Origin of the sequence: Synechococcus sp. R5-12 (assembly GCF_047502655.1) — a bacterium.
Taxonomy (GTDB): Bacteria; Cyanobacteriota; Cyanobacteriia; order Thermostichales; family Thermostichaceae; genus Thermostichus.
The window spans coordinates 1-1,309 of record NZ_JANSIM010000269.1 but is presented as its reverse complement, the minus strand read 5'-3'; the positions used below and the strand labels follow the sequence as shown (position 1 = coordinate 1,309).

Below are 1,309 nucleotides of genomic sequence, written 5' to 3'. Positions count from 1 at the left end.
TTCCTGAACCATGTTCAGGAGAGTTCAGCGTGAATGTATCAGAATTGGCAGTGGTAGGATTTCCTTATTCTGTAGTGCTTCAGCAACCATGACCCCTGAGCAAGAGCAGTGGCTGATTCAAGCCATCCAGGAGCTACAAGCCTCCCAGAGAGAATTGCAAGCCTCCCAAAGAGAATTGCAGGCCGCTCAGCAGGAGCTGCGCCTTGTCCAACAAAACCAGCAGGTTTTGATTCAAGAGCTGCGGGAAGGACAGGCGATGCTGGCCCAGTTTTTTCGGGAGGCGCTGGATCGCTTTGACGAGCGCACCCGGGCTATTGAACGGCGCACGGAAGCTGTGGAACGGCGCACAGAAGCACTGGAACGGCGCACCGACCAGATGGCGGAAGAGATGAGGGAGATCCGGCAGGAGATTCGGGATCTGCGCCGCGATTTTTTGGAACGGCGGTAGTGGCCCTCACCCCCAGCCCCTCTCCCTCAGGGAGAGGGGAGCTAGGATGGTGGCAGAGCAGTTTCTGGAGGCGGCTGTGGCTTGGACGAGGGGATCCGTTTCTGCACCATCAAGAGATCGCCTGAGTTTGGCGGAATACCTTGCTTATTCGGATGGCAGTGATACCCGCTATGAGCTGGTGGCAGGGGAGTTGGTGCCTGTGGCCCTTCCGACTGGGCGGCATGTGCAGATTCAAAAGTTTCTCAGCTGGGTTTTTGAGGCAGAGATTGCGCGGCAGAAGTTGCCCTGGACAGCGATACAGGGGAGCCCAGGGATCCAGTCGCCGCGGGGCAGCCACCGGTGGGATACGGTGCGGATCCCGGATGTGGTGGTGCTGCCTTTGGAGCAATGGCAGGAGATGGGATCCAGAGAGGCGTTGATCCGCCTAGAGGAGCCGCCGCTGCTGCTGGTGGTGGAGGTGGTGAGTGAGTCGAGCCGGGCAGCAGACTACCGGGCCAAGCAAGCAGAGTATTGCGTTTTGGGGATCGGCGAGTATTGGGTTGTGGATCCCTTGGAGGAGAAGGTGAGCCTGCTGCTGCTTCATGAAGGCTGGTACGATGTGCTGGAGCTGCAAGGATCCGAGCGGCTGCCCTCGAAGGTTTTTGTGGGGCTGGAGTTACAGGCGGGGGAGATCTTGGCTGCGGATTCGGGTTATTCTGGTAAAGCTACGGGGAGTTAGCTCAGTTGGTAGAGCGCTGCGATCGCACCGCAGAGGTCAGGGATTCGAGTTCCCTACTCTCCATCGCCCTCACCCCTGGCCCCTCTCCCAGCAGGAGAGGGGTGGTAGGATTTCCTTATTCCGTAGTGCTTCAGTAAGCATGA

2 protein-coding genes and 1 tRNA gene are annotated in these 1,309 nt (G+C 58.5%); all 3 read left to right on the top strand.

What is annotated here, in order from left to right; all coding sequences use genetic code 11:
* Positions 1-88: 88 nt before the first annotated feature.
* The 3 genes from NW843_RS13065 (at position 89) to NW843_RS13055 (ending at position 1,229) form a co-directional block, all read left to right on the top strand.
* Complete coding sequence (locus NW843_RS13065; protein WP_414523159.1) at positions 89-448, top strand: hypothetical protein; 360 nt, start codon at positions 89-91, stop codon at positions 446-448.
* A 46-nt stretch (positions 449-494) separates the two neighbouring features.
* Complete coding sequence (locus tag NW843_RS13060; protein ID WP_414523158.1) at positions 495-1,166, top strand: Uma2 family endonuclease; 672 nt, start codon at positions 495-497, stop codon at positions 1,164-1,166.
* Positions 1,157-1,229: transfer RNA gene (locus tag NW843_RS13055), tRNA-Ala, on the top strand. The genes NW843_RS13060 and NW843_RS13055 overlap by 10 nt, the downstream gene beginning before the upstream one ends.
* Positions 1,230-1,309: the final 80 nt, after the last annotated feature.

What these genes read in the sequence shown, in the direction of transcription:
- NW843_RS13065 (WP_414523159.1), top strand. Translation starts at nt 89, where the DNA reads ATGACCCCTGAGCAAGAGCAGTGGCTGATTCAAGCCATCCAGGAGCTA.
- NW843_RS13060 (WP_414523158.1), top strand. Translation starts at nt 495, where the DNA reads ATGGTGGCAGAGCAGTTTCTGGAGGCGGCTGTGGCTTGGACGAGGGGA.